The sequence below is a fragment of the Nocardioides sp. genome, assembly GCF_025964975.1.
Classification (GTDB): domain Bacteria; phylum Actinomycetota; class Actinomycetes; order Propionibacteriales; family Nocardioidaceae; genus Nocardioides.
The window spans coordinates 1-7,604 of the sequence record NZ_JAOPXV010000187.1 but is presented as its reverse complement, the minus strand read 5'-3'; the positions used below and the strand labels follow the sequence as shown (position 1 = coordinate 7,604).

General features: G+C 69.1%; 7 protein-coding genes. 1 reads left to right on the top strand and 6 read right to left on the bottom strand.

From position 1 onward, the window contains the following. The 3 genes from JWN68_RS14445 to JWN68_RS14435 form a co-directional block, all read right to left on the bottom strand. Positions 1 to 349: OB-fold nucleic acid binding domain-containing protein (locus JWN68_RS14445; protein ID WP_297740108.1), on the bottom strand; the 349-nt coding region annotated here is incomplete at its 3' end. Next, a complete protein-coding gene (hisS, locus tag JWN68_RS14440) occupies positions 346 to 1,701 on the bottom strand; it encodes a histidine--tRNA ligase (protein WP_297740106.1) in 1,356 nt (451 codons plus the stop codon). The genes JWN68_RS14445 and hisS, both read right to left, overlap by 4 nt. Further along, a complete protein-coding gene (locus tag JWN68_RS14435; protein WP_297740112.1) occupies positions 1,701 to 2,390 on the bottom strand; it encodes an MBL fold metallo-hydrolase in 690 nt (229 codons plus the stop codon). Before JWN68_RS14435 ends, hisS begins: the two co-directional genes overlap by 1 nt. A gap of 104 nt (positions 2,391 to 2,494) precedes the next feature. Between JWN68_RS14435 and JWN68_RS14430 the strand changes: the two genes are divergently transcribed. Continuing rightward, entirely contained in the window at positions 2,495 to 3,730 is a 1,236-nt protein-coding gene (locus JWN68_RS14430) for a DUF349 domain-containing protein (RefSeq protein ID WP_297740104.1), read from the top strand. Positions 3,731 to 3,865: 135 nt separating this feature from the next. On the opposite strand, the gene JWN68_RS14425 is transcribed toward JWN68_RS14430, so the two are convergent. From JWN68_RS14425 to secF, 3 genes are all read right to left on the bottom strand, one after another. Next, entirely contained in the window at positions 3,866 to 6,103 is a 2,238-nt protein-coding gene (locus JWN68_RS14425; RefSeq protein WP_297740110.1) for a bifunctional (p)ppGpp synthetase/guanosine-3',5'-bis(diphosphate) 3'-pyrophosphohydrolase, read from the bottom strand. A 94-nt stretch (positions 6,104 to 6,197) separates the two neighbouring features. Further along, positions 6,198 to 6,716, bottom strand: a complete 519-nt coding sequence (locus JWN68_RS14420; RefSeq protein ID WP_297740102.1) for an adenine phosphoribosyltransferase — start codon at positions 6,714 to 6,716, stop codon at positions 6,198 to 6,200. 32 nt (positions 6,717 to 6,748) lie between these two features. Beyond that, positions 6,749 to 7,604, bottom strand: an 856-nt coding sequence (gene secF / locus JWN68_RS14415) for a protein translocase subunit SecF (protein WP_297740100.1), incomplete at its 5' end; no start/stop codon positions are given.

Genomic DNA, 7,604 nt, shown 5'->3' with positions numbered 1-7,604 from the left:
CGCCCTTGGCGGTGCCGGCGTCGTCGATCGGGAACGGCAGCGGGGCGCTCGCGGAGAGGACCTCGACCGCCGTGGCCACGACCTCGATCTCACCGGTGGAGAGGTTGGGGTTCTCGTTGCCGGCCTTGCGGGCCACGACCTCCCCCGTCACCTTGAGGCAGAACTCGGCTCGCAGCTCGCCTGCGACGTCCGCGTCCCGCACGACCACCTGGACCACGCCGCTCGCCTCCCGCAGGTCGAGGAACGCGACGCCGCCGTGGTCGCGGCGTCGCGCCACCCATCCGGCGAGGACGACTGTCTGGCCGACGTGCTCGGCGCGCAACGCGCCGGCGTCATGGGTGCGGATCACTGGTTCTCCTTGATGTCGGGCGTGAGTTCGAAACGGACCTGCGGTCGCAGGTCTGCCTCGGGTGGTGTCCAGGTCGCTGGGTCTGCCGCGAGCTGTTCGCCGGTGCGGATGTCCTTGATCTCGTGGGTGCCGTCCTCCTGGGTGAACCAGACGAACGGGATGCCTCGACGCTCGGCGGCACGGATCTGCTTGCCGAACTTCGCCGCGTCGGCGGAGAGCTCGCAGGCGATCCCTCGCGCGCGCAGGGCCGCTGCGACGGCCGCACTCGTGGGCCGCCGTTCCTCGTCGGTGACTGCTACCAGGACGGCACTGGGCACCTTGCGGCTGCTGGCGAGGACACCGTCGGCGATCAGCGGGATGAGGGTGCGAGAGACCCCGAACGAGACACCGACGCCGGGGTAGGTGGTCCGGCCGTCACTGGCGAGCGCGTCGTAGCGACCACCGCCGCCGACGGACTTGAGGCGCTCGTAGCCGGCCATGAAGATCTCGAGCACCGTGCCGGTGTAGTAGTCGAGGCCGCGCGCGATGCGGAGGTTGGCCTCGACGGTGACGCGCTCGGACGTGGCGTCGGCACATCCCTCGATCACGGCTGCGAGCTCGGCCAGCCCGGCATCGAGCAGGTCGTCCTCGACCCCGAGGCCCCGGACCTGCTCGACGAACGAGGTGTCGCCGACCCGGATCGAGGCCAGTTGGAGGCACTGCTGGGCCTGCTCGGGAGTCGCGCCGGCCTGCTCGACCAGCTGCTCGGCGACGACGTCGGCGGGCAGCTTGTCGAGCTTGTCGATGACCTTGATCGCCGCCGTGACGTTGGGGATGCCCAGGCCGCGGTAGAAGCCCTGGATCAGCTTGCGGTTGTTCACCTGGAACGACAGCGGCGGCAGCGGAAGTGCGCCCAACGCCTCCACCATCACCCGGACGACCTCCACGTCGTGGTGGGAGCCGAGGGTGTCGCGGCCGACGATGTCGATGTCGGCCTGGGTGAACTGGCGGTAGCGGCCCTCCTGCGGCCGCTCGCCGCGCCAGGCGGGCTGGATCTGGAAGCGGCGGAAGGGGAACTCGAGCTTGCCGGCGTTCTCCAGCACGTAGCGCGCGAAGGGCACCGTGAGGTCGAAGTGCATGCCCAGCTCGGCCCTGTCACCGGGCGCCGCGTTGAGACGCTGGAGAGCGTAGATCTCCTTGTCGATCTCGCCGCCCTTGGCCAGCCGGTCGATCGGCTCGACGACGCGCGTCTCGATGTTGGCGAAGCCGTGCAGCTCGAAGGTGCGCGACAGCGCAGCGATGACCTCGCGCTCGACGACGCGCTGCTCGGGGAGGAGCTCGGGGAACCCGCTGAGCGGGACGATCTTCACCATCACAAGTCCTGGAGGAAGGGGTTGGTCGCGCGTTCGCGCCCGATGGAGGTCTGCTCGCCGTGGCCGGGGAGCACGACGATGTCGTCGGCGAGGGGCAGGACCTTGTCGGCCAGGGTGCGCATCATCGTGGCGTGGTCGCCGCCGGGGAGGTCGGTACGCCCGATGGAGCCGGCGAAGAGGAGGTCGCCGGAGAACATGACCTCGCTGATGTCCGCCCGCGTCGAGGAGTCGCCGTCGGCGTACGGCGAACGAAAGGTGACCGAACCCTCGGTGTGGCCCGGGGTGTGGTCGACGACGAAGCGCAGGCCCGCGAGCTCGAGCTCCTGGAGGTCGCCGAGCTCCTGGACGTCGTCGGGCTCGGCCCAGGTGTAGTCGCCGCCGAGCAGCATCTGCGTGGTCTCGGGGCTCATGCCCGCCATCGGATCGGCCAGCAGGTGCCGGTCGCTCGGGTGGATCCACGCGGTGGCGTCGTAGGTGCCGGCAACGGGGGCGACGCACCACATGTGGTCGACGTGCCCGTGTGTGACCAGCACGGAGACGGGCTTGAGCTTGTGCTCGCGCACGACCTCGTCGACGCCGGCCGCGGCGTCCTTGCCCGGATCGATGACGACGCACTCGCTACCGGGTCCGGTGGCGACGACGTAGCAGTTGGTGCCCCAGGGTCCAGCGGGGAAGCCGGCGATGAACACGAGTGAGAAGTCCTTCTGCGATGGCAGGGTCGAGGTCGGTGCGCGGACGTCAAGCGTCCGGGGCGTCACCCTACCGAGAGTGCTCGTGACTACGATGATCGACCATGAGCGCCGACAAGCAGTCCGACTGGGGCCGAGTGGCCGATGACGGAACCGTCTATGTGAACACTCCCGGCGGCGAACGAAGCGTCGGCCAGTATGCCGAGGGGACACCCGAGGAAGCGCTGAAGTTCTTCACCGACCGCTACGACGCCCTCGCCTTCGAGGTGCACCTCCTCGAGCAGCGCATCGGTGCGGGCAAGCTCAGCCCCGAAGAGGCGGTGTCGGCCGTCAAGTCGCTGCGCGAGCAGGTCGTGGAGGCCAACGCCGTCGGAGACCTCGTCGGCCTCGCCGGGCGGCTGGACGCGCTCGCCCCGCTGATCGCCATCCAGCGCGACGCCAAGCGCGCCGAGAAGGCGCAGCGCACTGCGGAGTCGAAGGCGGAGAAGGAGCGGATCGTCCTCGAGGCCGAGAAGCTCGCCGAGAGCAAGGACTGGCGCAACGGTGCCAACCGCCTGCGCGACCTGCTCGACCACTGGAAGGCGCTCCCCCGCCTCGACAAGGCCACCGACGACACGCTCTGGCGACGCTTCAGCGGCGCCCGCACGACCTACACGCGCCACCGCAAGGCGCACTTCGCGGAGGAGCACGAGCGCCGCGACGGAGCACGCGTGATCAAGGAGCGGCTGGCGAGCGAGGCGGAAGCCCTGTCGACCTCGACGGAGTGGGGACCCACCGCCGGCAAGTACCGCGACCTCATGCGCGACTGGAAGGCCGCCGGACCTGCGCCCCGCGACGTCGATGACGAGCTGTGGCAGCGGTTCCGCGCTGCCCAGGACGCGTTCTTCGGTGCTCGAGACGCTGCCGACGCGGAGGCCGAGAAGGAGTTCGCCGCCAACGCCGAGGCCAAGGAGGAGATCCTGGTCGAGGCCGAGAAGCTGGTGCCGGTCGCCGACCTGGACGCCGCCAAGAAGGTCTTCCGTGACCTCGCCGATCGATGGGACGCGGCGGGCAAGGTCCCCCGCGACCGCATGAAGGACCTCGAGGGCCGCATGCGCAAGGTCGAGCAGGCCATCCGCTCCGTCGAGGACGACAAGTGGAAGAAGACCGACCCGGAGAAGTCCGCCCGCGCAGACGACATGATCGGCAAGCTCGAGGCCGGCATCGCCGACGAACAGGCCAAGCTCGACAAGGCGAGGTCGGCCGGGGACGAGCGGACCGTGAAGCGCCTCGAGGATTCGCTGGCCAACAAGCAGGCCTTCCTCGACATGGCTCGCAGGGCGGCCGCCGAGTTCGGCTGAGGTTCGCCTCGCTCGAAGTCCGTCGGTCCCCCGGTTACCCGGGGGAATCGAACGTTCCCGAGTGTTGCAACACCCGCGAAGGTGACGGAACCCGGGTGAAGTCCGGCCGTCGAGGCACCTGATCCAGCGTGCGGGTCAGCTCGTGACGCGGTAGGCGTCGAAGACCCCCGGCACGCTGCGCACGGTGCGAAGCACACTGTCCAGGTGTGAGGCGTCGCCCATCTCGAAGGTGAAGCGGCTCTTGGCGACGCGGTCGCGTGTCGTGGTGAGGGACGCGCTGAGGATGTTCACGTGCGCGTCCGAGAGCACCATCGTGATGTCGGAGAGCAGGCGGGCCCGGTCGAGGGCCTCCACCTGGATGTTCACCAGGAACGTGGACTGCGAGGTCGGCGCCCACTCGACCTCGAGCACCCGCTCGGGCTGGGTCTGCAGGCTCCCCGCGTTGGTGCAGTCGCGCCGGTGGACCGAGACTCCCCCACCCTTCGTGACGAAGCCCAGGATCGCGTCGGGGGGGACCGGGGTGCAGCACTTGGCGAGCTTGACCCACACGTCATCGACACCCTTGACGACCACTCCGGAGTCGGTGCTACTCGACACCGTGCGCGACCGACGGGTGATGGTGACGCCCTCGGAGAGGTCCTCCGCCGCCCCGTCGTCCCCGCCGTGCAGGTCGATGACGCGGCGTACGACCGCCTGGGCACTGAGGTTCCCCTCCCCCACGGCGGCATAGAGCGCGCTGACGTCGGCGTGGTTGAAGTGGGTGGCGGCCTGGGTGAGGGACTCGTGGGTCATCAGCCGCTTGAGGGGCAGGCCCTCCTTGCGCATCAGGCGGGCGATCTGCTCCTTGCCGCGCTCGATCGCCTCCTCGCGCCGCTCCTTGGTGAACCACTGCCGGATCTTGGAGCGCGCTCGGGGCGACTTGACGAAGTTGAGCCAGTCACGCGACGGCGCGGCGCTGGGCGCCTTGGAGGTGAACACCTCGACGACGTCACCGTTGTCGAGCGTCGACTCGAGCGGCACCAGGCGCCCGTTGACCCGCGAACCGATGGTGTGGTGCCCCACCTCGGTGTGCACGGCGTAAGCGAAGTCGACCGGAGTTGCTCCGACGGGTAGCGGGATCACGTCGCCGGCGGGAGTGAAGACATAGACCTGGGCGCGGTTCATCTCGAAGCGCAACGACTCCAGGAACTCGCCCGGGTCCTCGACCTCCTGCTGCCAGTCGAGCAGCTGCTGGAGCCACGACATGTCGTCCCCGAGCTGGGACGACCCGGCGCGAGCGTCGGTGTCGAGTCCGGCCTTGCTGTTCTCCTTGTACTTCCAGTGTGCCGCCACGCCGTACTCCGCACGGCGGTGCATGGCGAAGGTGCGGATCTGCAGCTCCACCGGTTTGCCCTGCGGACCGATGACCGTGGTGTGCAGCGACTGGTACATGTTGAACTTCGGCATCGCGACGTAGTCCTTGAACCGGCCGAGCACCGGGTTCCAGCGCGAGTGGAGGACACCGAGGACGGCGTAGCAGTCGCGGTCCTCCTCGACCAGCACCCGGATCCCCACGAGGTCGTAGATGTCGGAGAACTCACGACCACCCACGATCATCTTCTGGTAGATCGAGTAGTAGTGCTTGGGCCTCCCGGTCACCTTCGCCTTGATCTTGGCCTCACGCAGGTCCGCCTCGACCCCGGCGATCACCTCGGCCAGGAACTGGTCGCGCGAGGGCGCCCGGTCTGCGACGAGTCGCACGATCTCGTCGTACATCTTCGGGTGCAGCGTGGCGAAGGCGAGGTCCTCGAGCTCCCACTTCAGCGTGTTCATGCCGAGGCGGTGCGCCAGCGGTGCGTAGATGTCGAGCGTCTCGCGCGACGTGCGCTCCTGGGAGGCATGGGGCACGTAGCGGAGCGTGCGCATGTTGTGCAGGCGGTCGGCGAGCTTGATGACCAGGACGCGGATGTCGCGCGACATCGCCACGATCATCTTGCGGATGGTCTCTGCCTGGGCGGAGTCGCCGTACTGCACCTTGTCGAGCTTGGTGACACCGTCCACCAGCAGCGCCACCTCGTCGCCGAAGTCGGCGCGCAGCTCGTCGAGGGTGTACGGCGTGTCCTCGACCGTGTCGTGCAGCAGCGCCGCGACCAGGGTTGGCTCGGTCATGCCGATGTCGGCCAGGATCGTGGTGACGGCCAGCGGGTGGGTGATGTAGGGATCACCGCTCTTGCGCATCTGGCTGCCGTGCATCTTCTCGGCCACTTCGTAGGCGCGCTCGAGCAGCGCCAGGTCGGCCTTGGGGTGGTTGGCCCGCACCGAGCGGAACAGCGGTTCCAGCACCGGGTTGCCGGTGGGGGCCTTGGCACCGATGCGGGCCAGCCGCGAACGCATGCTCCGAGCGGACAACGGGACATCCGAGGCGCGCTCCTGTGTCACAGGGGTGCTGGGGTCCTCGGCCATCTGGTCAGTCTAGTGACCGGTGACCTCACACCGTCATGACGGCGTGGATCGGCAGATCGCCCACCGCCTCACGGCCGCTGAGAGCGGTGAGCTCCATCAGGACGGCGACCCCGATGCAGGTGCCGCCGCACGCCTCGACCAGCCGACGGGTCGCCGTGACGGTGCCGCCGGTGGCGAGCACGTCGTCGATCAGCAGGACGCGTTCGCCGGGTGCCACAGCGTCCTGGTGGACCTCCAGGGTGGCCTCGGCGTATTCCAACGCGTAGGACACCGCATGGGTGGCGCGCGGGAGCTTGCCAGCCTTGCGCACGGGCACGAAGCCCGCGCCGAGGGCAAGCGCGACCGGCGCGCCGAGGATGAAGCCTCGCGCCTCCATCCCGACCACCTTGTCGACGACGACGGCGCCGTCGGGGTCCCGGCCGTGGTCGGCCAGGGCATCGACCACCGCAGCCAGACCCGCGGGGTCAGCAAGCAGGGGCGTGATGTCCTTGAACATCACTCCCGGGAGCGGGCAGTCGGGCACGTCGAGGACCAGGCGGGACATGGCCTCCCGGGCACGATCGACGGACCGCTGCGTCACTTCTTGCCGCGCTTGGACCGAGGTTGCCGCGTGGGCTGGACCCGGCCGGCGGAGGGGCTCGGCTTGATCGGACCGTGCGGCTTCGGCACGACACGGCCCTTGTTGATCGCCTCGGCCTGACGTGGCGGAGCCGTCTTCGGGCGCGTGGCGACCGTGCCGTCCGCACGGACCAGACGCGGGTCGGGCGGCGGGGTGGCACTGGAGTCTGCCCCCGCGACGCGCGAGTAGGGGTCGGCCTTGGCCTCACGTCGTCGCGCCGCTGCGCGACGCTCGTCGTGGTCGAGGTCCTTCTCGCCGGACTTCAGCTGCACCAGGAGCGGAGTCGCGATGAAGATCGAGGAGTAGGCGCCGACGGCCATGCCCACGAACAACGCGAGCGCCAGGTCCTTGAGCGAACCCGCGCCGAGCTGCACGACACCGACGTAGAGGATCGCGGCGACCGGGATGAGCGCGACGATCGAGGTGTTGATCGAGCGGACGAGCGTCTGGTTGACCGCGAGGTTGGCTGCCTCTGAATAGGAGAGCCGCGACTGCTTCAGCTGGTGGGTGTTCTCCCGCACCTTGTCGAACACCACGACGGTGTCGTACAGGGAGAAGCCGAGGATGGCCAGGAGGCCGGTGACCGCCGAGGGGGTCACCTGGAAGCCCGACAGGGCGTAGACGCCGATGGTGATGGCGATGTCGTGGAAGAGGGCCACGAAGGCGGCGACCGACATCTTCCACTCACGGAAGTAGATGCCGATGAACAGCATCACCAGGACGATGAAGACGGTGACACCGAGCGCCGCCCGCTGGGCGACCTCCTGGCCCCAGCTCGCGCTGATCTCGTCCTGGGAGATGTCCCGGACGCCG